This window comes from Nonomuraea sp. NPDC052265, assembly GCF_044547985.1.
Lineage (GTDB): Bacteria > Actinomycetota > Actinomycetes > Streptosporangiales > Streptosporangiaceae > Nonomuraea.
The window spans coordinates 296,386-317,306 of the sequence record NZ_JBIUBJ010000001.1; the positions used below are offsets into that span (position 1 = coordinate 296,386).

Genomic DNA, 20,921 nt, shown 5'->3' on the forward strand with positions numbered 1-20,921 from the left:
GCCGCATGGATACCCCCACCGAGGTTCTCCACCGCGTCTTCGGTTACGACTCGTTCAGGGCGGGTCAGCAGGAGATCATCGACCACGTCGTCGGCGGCGGCGACGCGCTGGTGCTCATGCCCACCGGCGGCGGCAAGTCCCTTTGCTACCAGATCCCGGCCCTCGTGCGTCCCGGGGTGGGGGTCGTCGTCTCGCCGCTCATCGCGCTCATGCAGGACCAGGTCGACGCGCTGCGCGCGCTCGGCGTGCGGGCCGGTTTCCTCAACTCCACCCAAGACTTCGGCGAGCGCCAGCTCGTGGAGGCCGAGTTCCTGGCCGGCGAGCTCGACCTGCTCTACCTCGCCCCCGAGCGGCTGCGCGTCGAGGCCACGATGCGGCTGCTGGCCAAGGGCGAGATCTCGATGTTCGCCATCGACGAGGCCCACTGCGTGTCGCAGTGGGGCCACGACTTCCGCCCCGACTACCTCGCCCTGTCGGAGCTGCGCGAGCGCTGGCCGCAGGTGCCGCGCATCGCGCTGACCGCCACCGCCACCCCGGCCACCCACGCCGAGATCTCCACCCGGCTCGGCCTCGACGAGGCCCGCCATTTCGTGGCCGGCTTCGACCGGCCCAACATCCATTACCGCATCACGTCCAAGAGCGACCCCAAGCGGCAGCTCCTCGACTTCCTGCGCACCGAGCACCCTGGCGACTCCGGCATCGTCTACTGCCTGTCGCGCTCGTCGGTGGAGAAGATCGCCGCGTTCCTGGCCGACCACGGCATCGCGGCGGTGCCGTACCACGCGGGGCTCGACGCCCGCACCCGCGCCGCCCACCAGTCCCGCTTCCTGCGCGAGGACGGGCTGATCGTGGTGGCCACCATCGCGTTCGGCATGGGCATCGACAAGCCCGACGTGCGTTTCGTCGCCCACCTCGACCTGCCCAAGTCGGTCGAGGGCTACTACCAGGAGACCGGCCGGGCCGGGCGCGACGGCCTGCCCGCCACCGCCTGGATGGCCTACGGCCTCCAAGACGTCGTCCAGCACCGGCGCATGGCCCTGGAGGGCGACGAGGCCCACCGCCGCCGCCAGGTCCTCCACCTCGACGCCATGCTGGCGCTGTGCGAGACGGCCGGCTGCCGCCGGGTCATGCTGCTCGACTACTTCGGGCAGAAGGGCACCGAGCCCTGCGGCAACTGCGACACCTGCCAGAGCCCGCCCGAGTCATGGGACGGCACGATCGCCGCCCAGAAGGTGCTGTCCACCGTGCTCCGGCTGAAGCGGGAACGCGGCCAGAAGTTCGGCGTCGGGCAGGTGGTCGACATCCTGCTCGGCAAGAAGACGGCCAAGGTGCTCCAGCACGGCCACGACTCGCTGAGCGTGTTCGGCGTGGGCACCGACCTGGGCAACTCCGAATGGCACGGCGTGGTGCGGCAACTGCTGGCCCAGGGCCTGCTCGCGGTGGAGTCCGACCACGGCACGCTGGTGCTCACCGACGCCAGCGCCGACGTGCTGCGCGGGCAGCGGGAGGTGCCGTTGCGCCGCGACACGGCCCGTCCGGCGTCCCGGGCGTCCAGGTCGTCGGGGTCGTCCGGGGCGTCCGGGGCGAAGGGGCAGCCGGCCGCCGAGCTGCCCGCCGAGGCGGCGCCGCTGTTCGAGCGGCTGCGGGCCTGGCGGGGGGCCGCCGCCAAGGAGCAGGGCGTGCCCGCGTACGTCATCTTCCACGACGCCACGTTGCGGGAGATCGCCACGTCGGCGCCGTCCTCCCTGGCGGAGCTGAGCAGGGTCAACGGGGTCGGGGAGAACAAGCTCGCCAAATACGGAGACCAGGTCCTGGAGGTCGTCGGGGCGGCGACCGCCGAAGACGCCTGACACCACCCCCGGCAACCAGGGGAAAGCGGGCGGCGTTCGGGGTGATGGCGACGGCCGCACGAAGAACGGTCGTCGCCATCACGTTGGCCGGCCCGGTCGAGGCACCTGGCCCGCGACCGGCCGGACGGATGCCGGGCCCCGTGTCCCTCTTTGATCGTACGGGGTGCCGCCGCCGGGTGGGGGGCCGGTCATGCCGTCAGTTCGGGTTGCGGCCGAGGTAGGCGAGGAGGTGTTCCTGGGCGGTGGCCAGCGGGGGCGGCCGGAGCCGGGCGGCGAACCGGAACGGGCGGTCCTCGTCGGTGACGAACAGGTGGGCCAGGTCCAGCAGCTCTTCGGCCAGGGCGTGCGGGATCGGGCGGTGTTCGCCGCAGGCTCGCGCGATGTCCCAGCCGTGCACGGTGATCTCGATGGCGCCCGCCGCGGCCACCATCGGCGTCGTCATCGGGACGTTCCCCACGGAGATCATTCCCGCCTCGATCGTGCCCGTCCAGGTGCCGAGTACTTCGCTCGCGCCGTCCCTGAGCAGCAGGGCCGGGTTGCCGGGCGCGGGGCCGCCGACGGGGACGGGCCTGCGGGCGGGGGCGATGTGGCCGAGCGCGGCCTCGTTCAGGGCCTCGAAGGAGTCGTGCATGTGGTCCAGGAGCGCCTGGAGGCTCCAGCGGGAGCACGGGGTGGGGCGGCACAGCACATGGGGGCTGACTATGCGGAGGCTGCCCAAGGTGTAGTCGATGGCCCGCTCAAGCAGCGCCACCCCTGCCGTCAACGCCCGTACCCGTTCGTTCATGTCGCCTCCTCGGTTCATGCAGACCTCGGGGAAGCCAGAAAATCATCGGCCTCCGGGGGCGGGGGCGCGTTCGCGCTCGGGGAGCGGAGTGGATGGGGCTGCGGTGGGGGCCTCGGGTGGCTGCTCGCGTTCTGGTGCGGGCGGCGCGTGTTCCGCTGGAACCTTTTCGGCTGCTGTGGGGGCATGAGGAGGATGGCGGCGTTCTCGGTGGTGGCGCCGGCTCCTGTTCGGAGGGCGAGGCGAGCGCGTTACCGGCGCTCACACCAAGCGGGAACGGTGCTCGTGTCGGTGTCCAGGGTAAGTTGGCGGTTTTCGCCTTTGATGGGCCGCATCAGGCTGGGCATCGGCGTGACCTCGCCGGCGCTGCGCTCGTCCCCGGCCGCCGCGAGCCGGTTCGCCAGCCTCAACGCCCTGGCGCCGGGACGCCTCTTGGCTACCGGTCGCCCAGCACCCGGTCCACGAACGCCTGGACGTCGTCCAGCACCTCGTCCTTGTTGGTCTCGTTGAACACCTCGTGCCGGGCCCCGGCGTAGATGCGCTCGGTCAGGTCGATCCCCTTGACCGCCTCCACCCCGGCCCGGCTCCCGGCCAACGGTACGAGCTGGTCGTCCTCCCCGTGCACCCACAACGTGGGCAAGGACCCGAACGTGCCCCCCTTGGCGATCGTGTCCAGCATCGCGGCGAACGCCTCCACCGTGGCCCGCTTGAACGGCCCGTGCCAGACCAGCGGGTCGTCCGCGTACGCCGTCCCCACGGACGGGTCGCGGGAGAGCGTGGCCGGGTCGATGGGGATGTCGGGCAGCTCGTCGAGCGCCATCAGCGCGGGGACGACCTGCCACTCGCCGATCACCGGGCCCGACAACACCAGCGCGGTCAGGCCCTCCGCGTGGCGCTGGGCGTACCGGGCGGCGATCATGCCGCCCATGGAGTGGCCGACCAGCACGACCGGGACGCCGGGATGGTCGGCCCTGGCGCGTTCCTCGACGGCGTGCACGTCGGTGACGACGTCCTCGAAGTCCTCGACGAGCACGCGGTCGCCCGCCGACCTGCCGTGGCCCATGTGGTCGGGTCCGTAGACGGCGGCGCCGTGCCGGACCAGGCGGTCGGCGACGTACTCGTAGCGGCCGATGTGCTCGCCGTACCCGTGGACCAGGAGGGCGAGGTAGCGGGGCCGGTCGTGCGGCCATTCGCGGACGACGTTCGGCCCCCGCGTCCCGGTGAAGGTGTGCTCTCGCGACTCGGCCATGAACTTCCTCTCCCATCCAGCCACGACGTCCGAAAACCGCTGACTTCCGCGGACGCTCCGGTGTTGTAGAGAGTATGGACATCCACACCATCATCGACAGCCCGCTGGGCGAGATTCTGCTCGTCGGCGACGGCGAGGGGCGTCTGACCCGCGTGTCGTTCGACGTGGGCGCGCCGCCCGGACGCCGGGAGCCGGCCGCGTTCGGGGAGGCGGAGCGGCAGCTCGGCGAGTACTTCGCGGGCGGGCGTACCTCCTTCGACCTGCCCCTGGCCACCCACGGGACGGCGTTCCAGCAGCGGGTGTGGGCGGAGGTGGCGGCGCTGCCGTACGGGACCACCACGAGCTACGGGGAGCTGACCGCGCGCGCCGGCGTGGCGCGGGACCGGGTCCGCGCGGTCGGCGCGGCGATCGGCGCGAACCCACTGCTCGTCGTGGTCCCCTGCCACCGGGTGGTCGCCGCGGACGGCGCGCTGACCGGCTACGCGGGCGGCCTGGACCGCAAGTGCGACCTGCTCACCCTCGAAGGCGTGCTCCAGCCGCAGCTGTGGAGCGTGCTGCCATGACGGGGTTCCCGCAGGTCGAAGGGGCCGACTGGAAGCGGCTGGCCGGGGAGCTCGACGCCCACGGCTGCGCGCTGACGCCGCGGTTGCTCTCGCCGGCGCAGTGCGCGGAGATCTCCGGCCTGTACGACGAGCCCGGCCGGTTCCGTGCCACGATCGACATGGCACGCCACCGGTTCGGCTCCGGCCAGTACCGGTACTTCCGCCGGCCGTTCCCGCCGCTGGTCGAGGCGTTGCGGGCGGCGTTCTATCCCCGTCTGTTGCCGATCGCCCGCGACTGGGCGGCCCGGCTCGGCCAGCCTGCGCCCTGGCCGGACGACTTCGGCGAGTGGCTGGACATGTGCCATGCGGCGGGACAGACCAGGCCGACCCCGATCCTGCTGCGCTACCGCGAGAACGACTGGAACGCCCTCCACCGCGACCTGTACGGCGACCTCGTGTTCCCGCTCCAGGTCGTGATCGGGCTCGACCGGCCCGGCGAGGACTACACCGGGGGCGAGTTCCTGCTGGTGGAGCAGCGGCCGAGGGCCCAGTCGCGGGGCACGGTGACCGCCCTGCCGCAGGGGCACGGGCTGATCTTCACCACCCGCGACCGGCCCGTGCGCTCCTCGCGCGGCTGGTCGGCCTCGCCGGTGCGGCACGGGGTCAGCACCGTGCGTTCCGGGCTGCGGCACACCCTCGGCCTCGTCCTCCACGACGCGACATGACGGACGAGCCGATCGCCGAGCTGGAGGGGGTGCTCGCGCTGGTCCGGGCCCAGCGCCCGAGGGCGCGGGCCGTGGTGGTCGGCCACGGCCGGGACGGCGCCCTCCTGGCCGAGGCGTTCGCGGACGCCTGGGAGGGGACGGTGCTCGCGGTGGTCGCCTGGCCGGAGACGGCGGCGTCGTGGTTGCGCCAGGCCAGGCGGTTCACGGCGGGAGACCCCGACGCCTGGGTGGTCGCGGGCGCGCCGGCGGGGTGGGCCGGGATGAGCGGGCGCCTGCGCCGCAGCACCGGCTGGGACCCGAACCGGACGTACGGTTTCGCGGCCACGGCCCGCGCGGTCGCCCTGGCCGCCCCTGGGACACTGGAAGGCATGCGCGGAGCCGACACCGACGGCACACCATGGCGAATAGGACGAAACCTGATATATCGAGAAGAATCGTGATCCCTCTGCCCATGCGGGAGATCGCCCCCGGCGCAGTGCACGTCCCCGGCTGGCTGTCCCTCCGCGAGCAGCAGGACCTGGTGCGCGCCTGCCGCGCCTGGGCGACCGGCCCGGTGCCGATCCGGCACACCGTGCTGCCCGGCGGCGGCGTGATGTCGGTGCGGACGGTGTGCGTCGGCTGGCACTGGCAGCCGTACCGGTACACGCGTCTCGCCCACGACGTGAACGGGCGGCAGGTGGCCGCGTTCCCCGGCTGGCTCGGCGACCTCGGCCGCCGCGCGCTCGCCGACGCCTACGGCCGTCCGGACGACGGCTACGAACCGGACACCGCGCTGGTCAACTTCTACGACGGCCAGGCCAGGATGGGCATGCACCAGGACAAGGACGAACGCTCCGACGCCCCGGTGGTGTCCCTGAGCGTCGGCGACACGTGCCTGTTCCGCTTCGGCAACACCGAGACGCGCGGCAAGCCGTACACGGACGTCGAGCTGGCCTCGGGTGACCTGTTCGTGTTCGGCGGCGCGTCCCGGTTCGCCTATCACGGCGTGCCGAAGGTCTGTCCGGGCACCGGCGACCCGGCCACGGGCCTGGCCGCCGGACGCCTCAACGTCACGATGCGGGTGACGGGTCTTCGATGAAGTAGTCGAACTGGTCGTCGGTGAGGGTGCGGCGCAGGATGCGCAGGACCTTGCCGGGGTCGTCGTGCGGGCCTTGGATGTAGAAGGGCTTGCCGTCGCGGCCGAAGGTGATGGCCGAGCCGCCCTCCCACTTGCCCAGCAGGTCGCTGACCGGCGCGAAGTCCTCGTGGGGCTCGAAGCCGAGCGTGCGGGCGTAGTCCGTCGAGCCGAAGACCAGGTGCTGGGCCAGCTCGATCGGCACCTCCTGGTAGCCCGCGTACTCGCCGAAGAAGTACTCGCGGAACCTGCGCAGGTCGCGCTCGCCGAGCACGTCGGGGCCGATGGTGTTCTTCACGCCGAGGCAGTAGACGTCGGCGAGGTAGCCGCAGACGGTCATCCGGTCCCAGGTGTGGCGCCGGGCGACCAGCACGCACACCATGCCGCCCGCGCCCGACTCCGGGGCCTCGTCGGTCCAGCCCTTGGACGGGTCGACGCCCAGCCCTGCGCTCCAGCCGACGTTCGCCCAGCAGCCGACCACCTCGGGCTCGGCGGACGTCACGTTCTCGGCGGCGATGGCGCGCACGAGGGGCGCGACGACCGACGGCGACACCTTGAGCGCGCGGGCGATCTCCTTGGGGGACCTGCCCTGGGCGCGCAGCTCGCGTACCTGATCCTTCAACTCCACACGCGGCAGCCTAGCGCCCGGCGTCCCGTCAGGCGGACAGGTGGCGGACGAGCCACGCCAGGGCGAGGGGATGGCGGTACTCGATCGCGCCGTGTCCGGCGTCGAAGAGCTCGAAACAGACCCGCTCGTCCGGTACGCCCGCCGCCTCCAGCGCGCGGCGGAACGCCGTGGCGCCGAGGTCCAGGTAGTACCCGTCGCGGCTGCCGGCGTCCACCCAGACGGCCCGCATCGAGCGCAGCGCCTCGGCGTGGCGGGCTCGGCGGCCATGACCACCGGGTCGCGGGCCAGCCAGCGGCTCCACACCTCGGGGATCACCGGGGAACGCGTTCCTGTTGCTGCGCAGGTCGAGCGTCTCGGGGGCGTCGCCCGCGCTGCCGCGGGGGCCCACCGACAGGATGCGCGGGCCGTCGATCAGCACCTCGCCGACGGCCGGTGCGCCGGATCACCGTAAGGCCGCGGGAAGAGGAGCGTAAGGCCGCTCCCGCATCGTAGAGACATGACAACGACGCAGACCGCACAGTACGAGATCGTCCGCACCTTCGACGCCCCCCGCGAGGACGTCTACGCCGCCTGGACCGAGCCCGAGCGCTTCTCCCGCTGGTTCGGCCCCCGCATGCTGGCCACGCCGGTCGGCCGGATCACCCTCGACGCCCACCCCGGCGGACGGTGGCGCGCGACGCTCGTCGGCGAGGACGGGTTCGAGGCCACGCTGGAGGGCTCCTACCGCGAGGTGGAGGCGCCCGCGCGGCTCGTGTTCACGACCGGCGACCCCGACAACCCCGGCGACGGCCCCGCCTCGGTGGTGACGCTCGACCTGCTCGACCGGGACGGCGGCACCGAGATGCGCTTCCACCAGTTCGGCGTCAACACCGACCAGGCGCACGCCGAGCAGGCCAGGACCGGCTGGGACGAGTTCTTCGACCGCCTGGCCGAGCATGTCGGGCGCTAGCGCTCAGAACAGACCCAGGGCGTCGTCCAGCTTGTACGTGCCGCCCCGCTCGTACGCCTCCAGGAAGGCCGGCTCGCCGAGCGTGTCGCGGACCCTGGCCGTGACACGCTCGTCCTCCTCGCATTCGGAGGCGGTCGCCGGGGTCCGGATCTGCTCGCGGACCGCGGCGGCCAGCCCCAGCAGCACCGCCGCCAGCTCGGTCGGCCCGGCCGCCGACGCCGCGCCCGCGACGCACGCCGCCGCCGTACGCGGGTCGCCGACCCGGACCGCCGCGGCCAGCGCCTCCCGGTGCAGTTCCATGGCCGCGGCCGGGTCGCCGCGCCGCTCGGTGACGTGGCCCAGCTCGACCAGCAGGTCCGGCAGGTGCAGCGGCGGCTCGACGCCGGGGTCGCGCGGCACGCCCTCCAGCAGGTGGCGCAAGTGCGACTCGGCCAGGTCGAGCAGCCCGGCGCGGCGCGCGGCGAAGGCCAGGCCCATCTCGGCCATGGTCTCGCCCGTCTTGTAGCCCTGGTCGAGCGCCAGCTTCATCGCCCGTCCGCACAGCTCCATGGCCTGGTCGTACGCGCCGCCGTGCAGCGCCGTCCAGCCCAGCCAGGCGATGCGCCCGGCCGCCTCGGGCCACAGGCCGAGCTCCTCGGCCATGCGCAGCCCCTCGGCGAACAGCCGGCCGGCCCGCTCGTGGTCGCCGGCCATCTCGGCCGCGCCCGCCAGCCATTCGGTGGCCTGCAACATGCCCCAGCGATCACCCAGCTCGCCGAACAGCCGCGCGCTCTCCCCCGCGTCGCGCTCCAGCGCCTCGTTGTCCCGCATGGTGAACGCGTCGCGCGCCTGCCTGGCCAGCGCGACGGCCACGCCCCACGTGTCGCCGAGCGCGCGGCAGGCGGCCAGCGCCCGTCCGGTCAGCTCCTGGCCGGTGACCATGTCGGGCACGCCCATGCCGACGAACAGCTCGGCCCTGGCCCGCTGGCCCGGGTCGGCGATCCGGTCGAGCAGCGGCTCCCAGGCGACCTGCTCGCCCAGGATGAGCGCGAACCCGGCGTGCCAGGCCGCCGCCCTGTGCCGGGCCGGGCCGTCCGGCCCCTCGACGGCCAGCGCCGCGCCCAGCGAGCGCCTGCCCTCGGCCAGCCGGCCGCGCAGGAACCAGTACCAGGCCAGCGCGTTGACCAGGCGCGTGGCGGCGTCGGCGGCCCCTTCGGCGATCGCGGTGTCGAGCGCGGCCCGCATGTTGGCCGACTCGGCGTCCAGGCGCAGCAGGCGGTCCCGCTGCCCTCCGCCGTACAGGCCGGGTTCGGCCTCGACGGCCAGCTCCAGGTAGTGGCTCAGGTGCGCGCGGCGTACGCCGGGCAGCTCGCCGGCGTCGGCCAGGCGGCCCACGCAGTACTCGGACACCGACTCCAGCAGCCGGTACCTGACCCCCGTCGTGCCCTCGGTGACGACCACGAGCGAGCGATCGACCAGCCGGGCCAGCAGGTCGAGCACGTCGAGCCCCGGCTCCGCGCACACCGCCTCGGCCGACTCCAGCGTGCAGCCGTCGGCGTGCACGGCCAGGCGGCGCAGCACCACCCGCTCCTCGTCCGACAGCAGGTCCCAGCTCCAGTCGATCACGGCGGTGAGCGTCTGCTGCCGGGCGGGCGCGCCCCGCCGTCCGGACGCCAGCAGCCTGAACCGGTCGTCCAGCCGGTCCACCACGCCCTGGACGCCGAGCGCCCGCACCCGCGTCGCCGCCAGCTCCAGGGCCAGCGGGATGCCGTCGAGCCGCCGGCAGAGCTGGGCCACGGCCTGCGCGTTGCCCGCCTCCAGGGCGAACCCGCGGGCCGAGGCGGCGGCCCTCGCCACGAACAGGCGGACCGCGTCCGAGCGGGCCATCTCGGTCAGGTCCGTGCCCGCCGGCAGGTCGAGCGGCGGGACGCTCCACAGCACCTCGCCGTCCACGCCGAGCGGCTCCCGGCTGGTGGCCAGCACGGTCAGCCGCGGCGCCGCGGCGAGCAGCGCCTCGGCCAGCTCGGCGACCTGCTCGATCACGTGCTCGCAGTTGTCCAGCACGAGCAGCACGCGCCTCGGCCGCAGCGCCGCCGCCAGCCGCTCGTGGACGTCGCCGCCCGACGGGTCCTCGCGGATGTCCAGCGCGGCCATGATCGCCTCGGCGGGCGAGTGGGTGGCCTGGTCGAGCGCGACCAGCCAGGCGCCGTCGGCGAACCCGCCCAGCAGCCGGCGGGCCGTCTCCAGCGCCAGCCTGGTCTTGCCGACGCCGCCGGTGCCGGTCAGCGTGACCAGCCGCTCGGCGGTGACCAGCGAGCAGACCTCGGCCAGCGCCCCGTCCCTGCCGACGAGCTTGCTGACGGACGCGGGCAGGTTCGTCATGGGCCGCTCGGCGGGCAGGCTCAGCGCCGGGTCCTGGCCCAGGATCGCCTGGTGCAGCGCGACCAGCTCGGGACCGGGATCGAGGCCCAGTTCGTCGGCCAGGCGCTCGCGCAGCTCGGCGAAGCTCGCCAGGGCGTCGCTCTGGCGTCCGGCCCGGTAGAGGGCGCGCATGTGCGCGGCGCGCAGCCGCTCCCGCAGCGGATGCCGGGCCACCAGGTCGCCCAGCTCGCCCACGAGCAGCCCGTGCTCGCCCAGTTCGAGCCTGGCCTCGGCGTGCTGCTCCAGCGCCGTGAGCCGCTGCTCCTCCAGCCGGACGACGGCCGACCTGGTGTACTCCTCGTCGGCGAAGTCCGCGTACGCCGCCCCCCGCCACAACGCCAGGGCGTCGGCCAGCAGGCCCGCCCTGGTCCGCGGGCTGTCGGCAGCCTCGGCGCGGGTCAGCAGGTCGGCGAAGCGGGCCGCGTCGAGCGCTCCGGGGTCGGTGCGCAGCAGGTAGCCGGGCGCCCGCGAGACCACCAGGTTCTTGCCGCCCGGCTCGGCGTCCTCCAGCGCCTTGCGCAACTGGGAGACCCGCACCTGGAGCGCGCCCGCCGGGTTGCCCGGCGGCTCCTCGCCCCACAGGTCGTCGACCAGCCGGTCGGCCGAGACCGGATGCCCCTCGTGGACGAGCAGGTCGGCGAGCAGCGCCCGGACCTTGAGCCCGGGGATCGTCACGGGCTCCCCCGCGTCGGTCCACACGGCCAGCGAGCCCAGCACCCCAAAACGCATGTCCGTCACCTTATGTGCCGCCGTAAGCCGGCGAGAAGGACACCTGAAGCAGGCTCCGGCACCGTGAGGTCCACGAAAGCCGTGAAGCCCACGGAAGGGGCAACGACATGAAGACCGGCACCCTAGCGGGACGGCGTGAATGGACCGGACTCGCGGTCCTGGCCTCGGTGGCCCTGCTGCTCTCCATCGACCTGAGCGTGCTCTACCTGGCGCTGCCGCACCTGAGCGCCGGTCTCGGCGCCTCCGCGCCGCAGCAGTTGTGGATCCTGGACATCTACTCGTTCATGCTGGCCGGCTTCCTGGTGACCATGGGGACGCTGGGCGACCGGATCGGGCGGCGCCGGCTGCTGCTGATCGGCTCGGTGGCCTTCGCCGCGGCCTCGGTCGCCGCCGCGTACTCGGTGAACGCGGAGATGCTCATCGTGTCCCGGGCGCTGCTCGGGATCTCGGGGGCGACGCTGCTGCCGTCGTCGCTGGCGCTGATCCGTACGATGTTCACCGACGTCCGCCAGATGGGGACCGCGATCGGCCTCTGGTACGGCTGCTTCATGCTCGGCATGGCGGTCGGCCCGCTGGTGGGCGGGCTGCTGCTGGAGCACTTCTGGTGGGGGTCGGCGTTCCTGATGGGCGTGCCGTTCATGGCGGCGGTGCTGGTCGCCGGACGGCTGCTGCTCCCCGAGTACCGCGACCCGGACGCCGGCCGCCTCGACCTGGCCAGCGTGGCCCTGTCCCTGGCGACCATCCTGCCGGCCGTCTACGGGCTCAAGGAGATCGCGCGCGGCGGCTGGCAGCCCGTGCCCGTGGCCGCGGTCGTCGCCGGGACGGCCTTCGGCGTGGTGTTCGTCAGGCGGCAGCGCACCCTCGCCAACCCGCTGCTGGACCTGCGGCTGTTCGGCAACCGCGCGTTCGCGGCGACGCTGGGGATCATGTCGCTCGGCGGGATCGTCATGGCCGGGACCACGCTCATGACCACCCAGTACCTGCAGACCGTGGAGTCGCTGTCGCCGCCGGGCGCCGGGTTGTGGCTGGTGCCGCAGAACCTGGCCATGATCGTGGCCCTGACGGTCGCGCCGCGGCTGGCCGCCCGGATCGGCACCGCGTACGTGATGGCCGCCGGGCTGGGGCTGGGCGCCGTCGGGCTGTTCCTGCACACCCAGGTCCCGAGCGCCGGCGGGACCGGACTGGTCGTCACCGGGCTGGTCCTGGCCTCGGCGGGCATCGCGCTGCCGATGGGCGCGGGCAACAGCGTGATCATGACGGCCGCGCCCGCCGAGAAGGCCGGGTCGGCGGCGTCCCTGACCGAGACGAGCGGCGAGTTCGGGGTGGCGCTGGGGGTGGCCGCGCTCGGCAGCCTCGGCACGGCCGTCTACCGCGACCGGCTTCCCGAGCACCTGCCGGTGGAGGCCGTGCGGGAGAGCATCAGCGCGGCGGTGACCGCCGCCAAGGACCTGCCCGGCCTGCTGGACCTGGCGCGGGCGGCGTTCACGTCGGGGCTGAACACGGTGGGGGCCGTGAGCGCGGTGGTCTTCGCGGGGCTGGCCGTCTTCGCCCTCCTCACCCTCCGCGGCCACCGCCCGGCGTCCTGACCGCCCTCCTCACCCTCCGCGGCCACCGCCCGGCGTCCTGACCGCCCTCCTCACCCTCCGCGACCAGCGCCCGGCGTCCTGACCGCCCTCGCCTCCTGACCGCCGGCCCGGCCGGCGGTCCTTCGCCGTCCTCGCGAGGTTCTGTCAGGTGGACGGCGGCGCCTTCCGGGCCGAGCCCCGGTAGCCGGCCGCGTCGTAGCGGCGTTCGTTGTCGGCCAGCTTGGCCGTCGCCGCCTCCACCAGATCGACCCCCAGGACGTCGGCCAGCCGGACCAGGTACAGGGTCACGTCGCCGAGCTCGGCGCGGATGCGGGCCAGCGTGCCGGCGTCCGGGCTCGCGGACTCCTCGGCGGTCAGCCACTGGAACTCCGCGACCAGCTCCCCGGCCTCCCCCGCCAGCGCCATCGCCAGGTTCTTCGGCGTGTGGAACCTCTCCCAGTCACGGGCCCGCGCGAACTCCCGCAGCCGTGCGGCCAGCCCTTCCAGCTCCTCGCTCACGCCACCCGACCTTACTGGCCCCGCCCCTCGATTCATCACCACCGGTGATGACAGTGCGGACGATCCCCGTCTGGTTCCCAGGCCGCTTCCACTTGGGCCGCACAGACCGGGCCCGGCACGGTCACTCCACGGCGGCCGTGCTCTCGCGAACGATCAACTCCGTGGCCAGTTCCACCCGTTTCGTCTCCGGGACCTCGCCCTTCCCCATCCCCAGCACCGTACGGGTGGCCAGCGCCGCCATCTCCTGCAACGGCTGTCGCACCGTCGTCAGCGGCGGCCAGGCCGACTTCGACAGCGGCAGGTCGTCGAACCCCACGACGCTCAGGTCCTCGGGAACGCGCAGCCCCCGCTGCCGGGCGGCCTCGAACACGCCGAACGCCATCAGGTCGCATCCGGCGAAGATGGCCGTGGGCGGTTCGTCCAGGGACAGGAGTGCGTGGCCCTGGTCGTGGCCGGAGTCGACGAGGAAGGTGCCGCGCCGGATCAGTTCGGGGGCGAGCGGGACGCCGGCCGTCTCAAGGGCGGCCCGGTAGCCGTCCACGCGGGCCTGGCTGCACAGCATGTCGGCGGGGCCGCTGATCATGCCGATGCGGCGGTGGCCGAGTTCGAGCAGGTGGCGGGTGGCGGCGAGGCCGCCGTTCCAGTTGGTGGCGCCGACCGAGACGACGCCGGGCGCCGGCTCGCCCTCGGGGTCGACCACCACGAACGGCAGCGACCGGGCGCTGAGCTGGGCCTGCACGCCGGTGGACAGGCGGGAGGCGACGATCACCACGCCGTCGGTACGGCGGGCGGCCAGCCGTTCGAGCCAGTCGCGCCCGGGGCCGGCGTGGGTGTGCAGCACGGAGATGACGACGCTGGCCCCGGCCTCGTGGGCCGCGCTCTCCGCGCCGCGCACGATCTCCATGGCCCACGGCGACTCGATCTCGGCGAACACCAGGTCGACCAGGCCGGCGGGGCTGTCGTCCTGGCTGACGCGCCGCTGGTAGCCGTGCTCCTGGAGCAGCCGTTCGACCTTGTGACGGGTCGCCGGCGCCACCTCGGGCCGGCCGTTGATGACCTTGGAGACCGTCGGGATGGAGACTCCGGCCTCTTCTGCGATCAGTGCGATCGTCACGCGCCTCTTAGCTGACACGTTCGGGAGTGTATCCGAAAGTTTCGGACTGGGATCGCTCCCACGACAGCTCTTGACGCCCTGCGCGGCACCTACCTATGCTCCGGTCAACGAAATTATCGGTGGATATGCGAAACTTTCATACCGCTCGTGCCCGATGAAGGGACCCCTGGATGAAACGCGGTCTGATCCTCATGGCCACCGCCGTACTCGTCGCCGGATGCGGAAGCGGCGGGAGTGGCGGAAGTGGCGACGGCGACGGGCAGCCCGGCAGCTCGCAACAGGGCCAGAAGCCCGCCAAGGTGACGCTGGAATGGTGGCACCTGTCCACCGCCGAGCCGCTGAAGTCCCTTTGGGCGCAGCGGGCCAAGGACTTCGAGGCCGCGCACCCCAACGTCACCATCAAGGCGACGGTGCTGGAGAACGACGCCTACAAGGCCAAGCTCACCACCGTCACCCAGTCGGGCAAGGCCCCGGACGTCTTCGTCACCTGGGGCGGCGGCGTGCTCAAGCAGCAGATCGAGGCCGGCCTGGTCAAGGACGTCTCCGGCGACGTCGCCCCCGTGCTGGACACCTTCACCCCGGCGGCGCTGAGCGCGTACCAGTTCGACGGCAAGACGTACGGACTGCCCACGGACATCGGGCTGGTCGGCTTCTGGTACAACAAGCGGCTTTTCACCAAGGCGGGCATCTCGGCCCCACCCGCCACCTGGGCGGAGTTCCTCGACGACGTCAAGAAGCTGAAGGCGGGCGGTGTCACCCCGATCGCGCTGGCGGGCAAGGAGAAGTGGCCGGGCCACTACTACTGGGCCTACCTCGCCATGCGCATCGCCGGCCTGCCCGCGCTCACCCAGGCAGGCGTGGACCACGACTTCACCAAGCCCGACTTCGTGGCCGCCGGGCAGCAGGTCAAGGCGCTGGCCGACCTCCAGCCGTTCCAGAAGGGCTTCCTCGGGGCGGGTTACGGCACCCCGGACGGACAGGCGGCCACGGTCTCCAACGGCAAGGCCGCCATGGAGCTTATGGGCCAGTGGGCGCCCGCCGTACAGAAGGACTCCGGCAAGGGCCTCGGCGACGACCTGGGCTTCTTCCCCTTCCCCGCGGTCGAGGGCGGCAAGGGCTCGATCGGCGACGCCTTCGGCGGCGGCAACGGCCTGTCGGTGGGCGCGGACGCGCCCACCGAGGCCGTGGAGTTCGTGACGTTCATGACGCAGATGGACCAGCACACCAAGGCCGTGGAGGCCGGCGGCGTGCTGCCGGTCCTCAAGGGCGAGGAGAGCGCGGTCAAGGACGCCAACCTCAAGCAGGTCGCGACCCTGCTGGCCGGGTCCTCCGGCTACCAGCTCTACCTGGACCAGGCCTACCCGCCGGCGGTCGGCCAGCAGGTCAACGACAGCGTGGCCGAGCTGATCGCCGGGACGAAGACGCCGGAACAGATCGGCCAGGACATCAGCGAAGTGGCCAAGAGCGAATGACGACCCTGACCCGAGGGCCGGAGGCGATCGCGCGTCCGGCCCCCGCCCCGGCGGGGCGGCGGCGCGGGCGCGCGGTCACGATCGCCCTGTTCCTGCTGCCCGCGCTGGTGCTCTTCCTCCTGCTGGTGGTGGCCCCGATCCTGGTGGCCGGCTACGCCAGCGCGTTCAAGTGGAACGGCTTCGGCGGGCTGCCCACCGACTTCGTCGGGCTGGACAACTTCACCAGGCTCTTCTCCTCCGGCATCTTCGCCACCGACCTGTGGCACCTGGCGGTCCTGGTCCTGTTGTCGGTGGTGATCCAGCTCCCGTTCTCGCTGGCCGTCGCGATGCTGCTGAACCAGCGCATCCGGGGGCGGGCGGTCTACCGGCTGGTGTTCTTCGCGCCGTACGTGCTGTCCGAGGTGATCACGGGCGTGCTGTTCTCGCTGATCCTCGCGCCGGACGGCGGGATGGCGAACCAGTTCCTGTCGGTGTTCGGGCTGGAGTCGGAGTTCCTGGCCGATCCGGACACCGTGATGCCCGCCCTCTTCCTGGTCATGACCTGGAAGTACTTCGGCTTCCACATGATGATCTACCTGGCCGGGCGGCAGGGCATCCCGAACGAGCTGGTCGAGGCCGCGCAGATCGACGGCGCGACGCCCTGGGAGACGTTCCGGCACGTCACGCTGCCGCTGCTCGGGCCGACGATCAGGATCAGCGTGTTCCTGTCGGTCATCTACACCATCCAGCTGTTCGACCTGGTCTGGATCCTCACCGGCGGCGGCCCGTCGCACTCCTCGGAGACGATGGCCGTCACCATGATGGAGTTCGGCTTCAAGCGCTCCCAGGTGGGTTACGCCAACGCGATCAGCGTCGTGATGTTCGCGCTCAGCCTCGTCTTCGCCCTCGTCTACCAGCGCGTGGTGATGCGCCGGGACCTGGAGGGCGCGACCACGTCCATGGGAGGCCGCCGATGAACCACGGGAGGCCGCCCGCGCGGCGCCGCCGCCCCACCCTGCCCCTGCACGCGATCGCCTGGATCGTCGGCGCGTTCATCCTGGTGCCGATCGTGTACGCGCTGCTCGGCGGGTTCAAGAGCAACAGCCAGCTCTCGGGCAACCCCTTCGGCCTGCCCGATCCCTGGGTGACCGCGAACTACACCGACGTGCTCGGCTCGGGGTCGTTCTGGCGGCAGGTGTGGAACAGCACGTTCATCGCGGTCGCCACGACCGTGGTGATGGTCGGGCTGTCGGCGCTGGCCGCGTTCGTCTTCGCCAGATTCGCCTTCCGGGGCAGGGAGGCGCTGTTCACGCTGTTCACCGCCGGGCTGATGTTCCCGTTCGCGGTGGCCATCCTGCCGATCTTCGTGCTGCTGCGCACGTTCGGGCTGCTGGACGACCCGCTCGGCGTCATCCTGACGCAGGCCGCCTTCGGGCTGCCGCTGACGATCATCATCCTGCGGGGATTCTTCCGGAGCATCCCGGGCGAGATCGAGGAGGCCGCGATCATCGACGGCTGCTCGCCGTTCGGGTTCTTCTGGCGGATCCTGCTGCCGATGGCCCGCCCGGCCATGGCGACGGTCTCCGTGCTGGCCGTCGTGGGGAGCTGGAACAACTTCATGCTGCCCCTGGTGGTCTTCAGCGACGAGACGAGCTGGACGCTGCCGCTCGGCATCCAGCAGTTCCAGGGCCAGTACGCCGCCGACACCGCACGCGTCCTCGCCTACCTGATCCTGGCCATGCTGCCGGCGCTCGGGTTCTACGCCATCGCTGAACGTCACCTGGTCGGTGGGCTCACCGCGGGTGCGACGAAAGGGTGACCATGCTGCACGTCTCCGGAACCCGGCTCCTCACCCCCAAAGGCACGCCGGTACGGCTCAGGGGGGTGGGCCTCGGCGGCTGGATGAACATGGAGAACTTCATCACCGGCCATCCCGCCAACGAGACCTCGATGCGCGCGGCGGTGAGCGGCGTGCTGGGCGAGGAGCGGGCCGAGCTCTTCTTCGACCGGCTGCTCACCTCGTTCTTCACCGCGAGCGACGCCGATCTGCTGGCCGGGCTGGGCATGAACTGCGTGCGCATCCCGGTCAACTACCACCACTGGGAGTCCGACGACCGGCCCATGGAGATCGACCCGAGGGGCTTCCGGCACCTCGACCGGGTGATCGGCCTGCTGGGCGAGCGCGGTCTCTACAGCGTGATCGACCTGCACGCCCTGCCCGGCTCCCAGAACCAGCACTGGCACAGCGACAACCCGACGCACGTGGCGGGCGTTCTGGCAGCACCGCCACTTCCAGGACCGGGCCGTGCACCTGTGGGAGGCGCTGGCCGACCACTACCGCGGGCATCCCTGGGTGGCCGGGTACAACATGGTGAACGAGCCGGGCGACGTCTCGGGCAAGGTGGTCGGCCCGTTCTACGACCGGCTGGTCAAGGCCGTACGGGCCGCCGACCCGGACCACGTCCTGTTCCTGGACGGCAACACGTACGCCACCGATTTCTCGATGTTCCGGGAGATGTACGAGAACACGGTGTTCGTCATGCACGACTACGCCCTGGCCGGGTTCGCCCACGGCGGCCCGTACCCGGGGTTCACCAGGGGCGAGTGGTGTGACCGGAGCCAACTGGAGGAGACCTTCGCCCGGCGGTCCCGCTTCCAGCGCGAGACCGGCACGCCGTTGTGGGTGGGCGAGTTCGGCCCGGTCTACACCGGCGACGCGGAGCGGGACGCGCAGCGCTACCAGGTCCTGCGCGACCAGCTCGACCTCTACGACGCCCACGGCGCGGGCTGGTCGCTGTGGACGTACAAGGACGTGGGCCTCCAGGGGCTGGTGCACGCGTCGGGGGCGTACCTGGACCGGTTCGGCGCGTTCATCGGCAAGAAGCGGCGGCTCGGCGCGGACCGGTGGGGCTCGACCATGGAGGAGTGCGCCGACGTGCTCGGCCCGCTGCACCGGCTGGTCGAGACCGAGTTCCCGGACTGGGAGCCCTACCCGTGGGGCGCCCGCTACCAGACCGACGACCTGATCAGGCACATCCTCATCGCCCAGGCCCTGCTGCCCGAGTACGCCGGGCTGTTCAGGGGGCTCGGCGACGACGAGCTGCTCGCCCTGGCCGACTCGTTCACGCTGGAGCGGTGCGTACGGCGCGAGCCGCTGCTCGACCGGCTGGCCGGCAATCTCACCGGGTGACAAACCGCTCATACAGTCGGGTGCGTCACACCACCGGGCAAACTATCGCCATCACTGCTTGCGCTAGGTATGCTTCGGCTGCCCTAATTTAGGTAAGCCTTTCCTCAGCGAGCGGGAGTGACGGTGTTCGCCAGCTACCTCATCGGACTGCGCGAGGGACTGGAGGCGACTCTCGTCGTCTCCGTCCTCATCGCCTTCCTCGTCAAGAGCGACAGGAAGGACAAGCTTCCCCAGGTCTGGACGGGGGTCGCCGCGGCGGTCGCGCTGTCCGTCGGCTTCGGCGCGCTGCTGACCTTCACCGCCGCCAATCTCGGGCACACCGGGCAGGAACTGTTCGACGCGATCACCTCGCTGCTCGCCGTCGTGTTCGTCACCTGGATGATCTTCTGGATGCGCCGCACCGCCCGCGCGCTCTCCGGTGAGCTACGGGGCAAGCTCACCGACGCGCTCCAGATGGGCTCGCTCGCGGTGGTCGTGATGGCCTTCCTGGCCGTGGCCCGCGAGGGGCTGGAGACGGCGCTGCTGTTCTTCGCCGCCGTCCAGGGCGCGACCGCCACCGCCGAGCCGCTGATCGGCATCGCGCTCGGCCTGCTCACATCCGTGGTCATCGGCTGGGGGCTGTACAAGAGCGCGCTGAAGATCAACCTCACCAAGTTCTTCACCTGGACCGGCCTGCTGCTGATCCTGGTCGCCGCCGGCATCTTCAAGTACGGCGTGCACGACCTCCAGGAGGCCAACATCCTGCCGGGGCTGAGCTCCTACGCCTTCGACATCAGCGCCGCGCTGCCCGCCGATTCCTGGTACGGCGCGCTGCTTTCCGGCATGCTCAACATCACGCCCCAGCCGAGCGTCGTCGAGGCCGTGGCCTGGATCGTCTACCTCGCACCCACTCTCATCCTCTTCCTGCTGCCCCAGCGGGTGAAGACCACTCCCGCCTCCACCGCACCCGCGGCCTGAACAGGAGCATCATGCGTACCGCCATCAGCCTGTCCTTCGGCGCGCTCGCCCTGGCGACCCTGACCGCGTGCGGCTCGGGCACCACCGCCACGGACGCCGCCAAGGGTTCGGCCGCCGCGCCCGGCAAGATCACCGTGGCCGCGTCCGACACCGAGTGCAAGGTCGCGACCTCGGAGATCGCGGCGGGCACGAACACGTTCACGATCACCAACGGCGGGTCCAAGGTGACCGAGTTCTACGTGTACGCCCCCGGTGACCGGGTCATGGCCGAGGTCGAGAACATCGTGCCCGGCCTGACCAGGGAGCTGGTCGCCGAGTTGCCGGCCGGCGCGTACGAGACGGTGTGCAAGCCCGGCATGGTCGGCAAGGGCATCCGCAACGCGCTGAAGGTGACCGGCGAGCACAAGGCGCTCAACTCCGACGCCCAGCTCGCCGACGCGGTCGCCGGCTACAAGCGTTACATCAAGGCGCAGAGCGACACGCTGCTGGTCAAGACGCAGGAGTTCGTGGACGCGGTCAAGGCCGGCGAGATCGGCAAGGCCAAGGAGCTGTACCCGGTCTCGCGGACGTACTGGGAGCGCATCGAGCCGGTCGCGGAGATCTTCGGCGACCTCGACCCGGCCATCGACGCCCGCGAGGCCGACCTGGCCGACGGCGAGGAGTGGACCGGGTTCCACCGGATCGAGAAGGATCTGTGGATCAAGAAGGACATCAGCAAGGACGGCCCGATCGCCGACAAGCTGATCGCCGACGTCAAGACCATCGTCCAGAAGTCCAACGCCGCCGAGCTGACCCCGCTCAACCTGGCCAACGGCGCCAAGGAACTGCTCGACGAGGTGGCCTCCGGGAAGATCACCGGCGAGGAGGACATCTGGTCGCACACCGACCTGTGGGACTTCGACGCCAACCTCCAGGGCTCCAAGGCCGCCGTGCAGTCGCTGCGCCCGGTGCTGGAGGAGCGCTCCCCCGACCTGGTCAAGACGCTGGACGAGAAGTTCGCCGCCGCGGAGGCCGCGCTGGGCGCGCACCGGAAGGGCGACGGCTGGCAGCTGCACGACGAGCTGTCCAAGGCCGAGCTGAAGGCGCTGTCCGACGCGATCAACGCGCTGGCCGAGCCGATCAGTAAGATCGCTCCGGTCATCGCCAAGTAACGGGAGG

General features: G+C 72.0%; 21 protein-coding genes and 1 pseudogene. 14 read left to right on the plus strand and 8 right to left on the minus strand.

All coding sequences use genetic code 11. The annotated features are described in order from the left end of the window. Window positions 1-5: 5 nt before the first annotated feature. Entirely contained in the window at window positions 6-1,850 is a 1,845-nt protein-coding gene (gene recQ, locus ACIHAD_RS01435; protein WP_397352339.1) for a DNA helicase RecQ, read from the plus strand. A gap of 196 nt (window positions 1,851-2,046) precedes the next feature. Here the strand turns inward: recQ and ACIHAD_RS01440 are convergent, their stop codons facing one another. Together ACIHAD_RS01440 and ACIHAD_RS01445 are read right to left on the minus strand one after the other, a co-directional pair. Next, window positions 2,047-2,634, minus strand: coding sequence for a TIGR03086 family metal-binding protein (locus tag ACIHAD_RS01440; protein WP_397352340.1), 588 nt, complete (start codon window positions 2,632-2,634; stop codon window positions 2,047-2,049). Window positions 2,635-3,067: 433 nt separating this feature from the next. Then, a complete protein-coding gene (locus ACIHAD_RS01445) occupies window positions 3,068-3,880 on the minus strand; it encodes a lysophospholipase (protein ID WP_397352341.1) in 813 nt (270 codons plus the stop codon). A gap of 74 nt (window positions 3,881-3,954) precedes the next feature. On the opposite strand from ACIHAD_RS01445, the gene ACIHAD_RS01450 reads away from it, so the two are divergent. From ACIHAD_RS01450 to ACIHAD_RS01465, 4 genes are read left to right on the plus strand one after another with little or no spacing between them, the layout of a single operon-like run. Then, on the plus strand, window positions 3,955-4,443 hold the full coding sequence (locus tag ACIHAD_RS01450) for a methylated-DNA--[protein]-cysteine S-methyltransferase (protein WP_397352342.1): 489 nt from the start codon (window positions 3,955-3,957) through the stop codon (window positions 4,441-4,443). Then, the gene (locus ACIHAD_RS01455; RefSeq protein ID WP_397352343.1) at window positions 4,440-5,147 is read left to right on the plus strand and encodes a 2OG-Fe(II) oxygenase; all 708 of its coding nucleotides are present in this window, start codon (window positions 4,440-4,442) and stop codon (window positions 5,145-5,147) included. Before ACIHAD_RS01450 ends, ACIHAD_RS01455 begins: the two co-directional genes overlap by 4 nt. Beyond that, entirely contained in the window at window positions 5,144-5,587 is a 444-nt protein-coding gene (locus ACIHAD_RS01460) for a hypothetical protein (RefSeq protein WP_397352344.1), read from the plus strand. The genes ACIHAD_RS01455 and ACIHAD_RS01460 overlap by 4 nt, the downstream gene beginning before the upstream one ends. Then, entirely contained in the window at window positions 5,581-6,225 is a 645-nt protein-coding gene (locus tag ACIHAD_RS01465; protein ID WP_397353020.1) for an alpha-ketoglutarate-dependent dioxygenase AlkB family protein, read from the plus strand. The genes ACIHAD_RS01460 and ACIHAD_RS01465 overlap by 7 nt, the downstream gene beginning before the upstream one ends. Here ACIHAD_RS01465 and ACIHAD_RS01470 read toward each other — a convergent pair. Beyond that, complete coding sequence (locus ACIHAD_RS01470) at window positions 6,197-6,889, minus strand: helix-turn-helix domain-containing protein (RefSeq protein WP_397352345.1); 693 nt, start codon at window positions 6,887-6,889, stop codon at window positions 6,197-6,199. The genes ACIHAD_RS01465 and ACIHAD_RS01470 overlap by 29 nt on opposite strands. Before the next feature lie 28 nt (window positions 6,890-6,917). Then, window positions 6,918-7,307, minus strand: coding sequence for a hypothetical protein (locus ACIHAD_RS01475; protein WP_397352346.1), 390 nt, complete (start codon window positions 7,305-7,307; stop codon window positions 6,918-6,920). A 78-nt stretch (window positions 7,308-7,385) separates the two neighbouring features. On the opposite strand from ACIHAD_RS01475, the gene ACIHAD_RS01480 reads away from it, so the two are divergent. Then, window positions 7,386-7,838: an SRPBCC domain-containing protein gene (locus tag ACIHAD_RS01480; RefSeq protein WP_397352347.1), complete on the plus strand. Its 453-nt coding sequence runs from the start codon at window positions 7,386-7,388 to the stop codon at window positions 7,836-7,838. A 3-nt stretch (window positions 7,839-7,841) separates the two neighbouring features. Here the strand turns inward: ACIHAD_RS01480 and ACIHAD_RS01485 are convergent, their stop codons facing one another. Further along, on the minus strand, window positions 7,842-10,967 hold the full coding sequence (locus tag ACIHAD_RS01485; RefSeq protein ID WP_397352348.1) for a BTAD domain-containing putative transcriptional regulator: 3,126 nt from the start codon (window positions 10,965-10,967) through the stop codon (window positions 7,842-7,844). Between the two features lie 107 nt (window positions 10,968-11,074). Between ACIHAD_RS01485 and ACIHAD_RS01490 the strand changes: the two genes are divergently transcribed. Continuing rightward, complete coding sequence (locus ACIHAD_RS01490; RefSeq protein ID WP_397352349.1) at window positions 11,075-12,553, plus strand: MFS transporter; 1,479 nt, start codon at window positions 11,075-11,077, stop codon at window positions 12,551-12,553. A gap of 144 nt (window positions 12,554-12,697) precedes the next feature. Here the strand turns inward: ACIHAD_RS01490 and ACIHAD_RS01495 are convergent, their stop codons facing one another. After that, complete coding sequence (locus ACIHAD_RS01495) at window positions 12,698-13,051, minus strand: nucleotide pyrophosphohydrolase (protein ID WP_397352350.1); 354 nt, start codon at window positions 13,049-13,051, stop codon at window positions 12,698-12,700. A 121-nt stretch (window positions 13,052-13,172) separates the two neighbouring features. Continuing rightward, window positions 13,173-14,183, minus strand: a complete 1,011-nt coding sequence (locus ACIHAD_RS01500) for a LacI family DNA-binding transcriptional regulator (protein ID WP_357694869.1) — start codon at window positions 14,181-14,183, stop codon at window positions 13,173-13,175. 152 nt (window positions 14,184-14,335) lie between these two features. Here ACIHAD_RS01500 and ACIHAD_RS01505 point away from each other — a divergent pair, with 152 nt between their 5' ends. Genes ACIHAD_RS01505 through ACIHAD_RS01515 form a run of 3 tightly spaced genes read left to right on the plus strand, consistent with a single transcriptional unit; the run spans window position 14,336 to window position 17,435 of the window. Further along, window positions 14,336-15,637 carry an extracellular solute-binding protein gene (locus ACIHAD_RS01505; protein WP_397352351.1) on the plus strand — a complete coding sequence of 434 codons (1,302 nt, stop codon included), beginning with the start codon at window positions 14,336-14,338 and terminating at the stop codon, window positions 15,635-15,637. After that, on the plus strand, window positions 15,634-16,593 hold the full coding sequence (locus tag ACIHAD_RS01510) for a carbohydrate ABC transporter permease (protein WP_397352352.1): 960 nt from the start codon (window positions 15,634-15,636) through the stop codon (window positions 16,591-16,593). Before ACIHAD_RS01505 ends, ACIHAD_RS01510 begins: the two co-directional genes overlap by 4 nt. Beyond that, window positions 16,590-17,435, plus strand: coding sequence for a carbohydrate ABC transporter permease (locus tag ACIHAD_RS01515; protein WP_397352353.1), 846 nt, complete (start codon window positions 16,590-16,592; stop codon window positions 17,433-17,435). The genes ACIHAD_RS01510 and ACIHAD_RS01515 overlap by 4 nt, the downstream gene beginning before the upstream one ends. On the opposite strand, the gene ACIHAD_RS01520 is transcribed toward ACIHAD_RS01515, so the two are convergent. Next, window positions 17,410-17,697 (minus strand): hypothetical protein, encoded by a 288-nt coding sequence (locus ACIHAD_RS01520; RefSeq protein ID WP_397353055.1) that lies wholly within the window; start codon window positions 17,695-17,697, stop codon window positions 17,410-17,412. The genes ACIHAD_RS01515 and ACIHAD_RS01520 overlap by 26 nt on opposite strands. On the opposite strand from ACIHAD_RS01520, the pseudogene ACIHAD_RS01525 reads away from it, so the two are divergent. The 4 genes and pseudogenes from ACIHAD_RS01525 to efeO form a co-directional block, all read left to right on the plus strand. Then, a pseudogene (locus tag ACIHAD_RS01525) lies at window positions 17,681-17,800 on the plus strand (hypothetical protein); the annotation flags it as partial. The gene ACIHAD_RS01520 and the pseudogene ACIHAD_RS01525 overlap by 17 nt on opposite strands. 121 nt (window positions 17,801-17,921) lie before the next feature. After that, window positions 17,922-18,806, plus strand: coding sequence for a glycoside hydrolase family 5 protein (locus tag ACIHAD_RS01530; protein ID WP_397352354.1), 885 nt, complete (start codon window positions 17,922-17,924; stop codon window positions 18,804-18,806). A gap of 123 nt (window positions 18,807-18,929) precedes the next feature. Further along, window positions 18,930-19,763 (plus strand): iron uptake transporter permease EfeU, encoded by an 834-nt coding sequence (efeU, locus tag ACIHAD_RS01535; RefSeq protein WP_397352355.1) that lies wholly within the window; start codon window positions 18,930-18,932, stop codon window positions 19,761-19,763. An 11-nt stretch (window positions 19,764-19,774) separates the two neighbouring features. Beyond that, entirely contained in the window at window positions 19,775-20,914 is a 1,140-nt protein-coding gene (gene efeO, locus ACIHAD_RS01540) for an iron uptake system protein EfeO (RefSeq protein WP_397352356.1), read from the plus strand. The last annotated feature ends 7 nt before the right edge of the window (window positions 20,915-20,921 follow it).